The sequence below is a fragment of the Caballeronia glathei genome (genome assembly GCF_000698595.1).
Taxonomy (GTDB): Bacteria; Pseudomonadota; Gammaproteobacteria; order Burkholderiales; family Burkholderiaceae; genus Caballeronia; species Caballeronia glathei.
Window position 1 is genome coordinate 1 of record NZ_JFHC01000333.1, and the last position, 343, is coordinate 343.

General features: G+C 56.0%; 1 protein-coding gene. It reads left to right on the forward strand.

Annotated elements, in window-relative coordinates; genetic code table 11:
- Positions 1-309: integrase core domain-containing protein (locus BG61_RS39020; protein ID WP_035943937.1), on the forward strand; the 309-nt coding region annotated here is incomplete at its 5' end.
- Between the last annotated feature and the right edge of the window lie 34 nt (positions 310-343).

A 343-nucleotide genomic window follows, 5' to 3' on the forward strand; every position in this document is an offset into this window, starting at 1 on the left:
CAATACGTCAGCATTCGCTACAGCGAACGACTGACCGAAGCAGGCATCGAGCCGTCGGTTGGCAGCCGGGGCGACAGCTACGATAACGCGCTGGCTGAAACGATCAACGGCCTGTACAAAGCAGAAATGATTCATCGTCGTGCACCGTGGAAAACGCGTGAGTCTGTCGAATTGGCGACGCTGGAATGGGTAGCCTGGTTCAACCATCATCGGCTGATGGAACCTCTCGGCTATATCCCGCCCGCTGAAGCTGAGGCAAACTACTACCGGCAATTCAGCAATACCATCGCTGTGCCGGCATCAACTTAAACCAACCAGCCTCCACAATTCCCGGGGCGGTTCA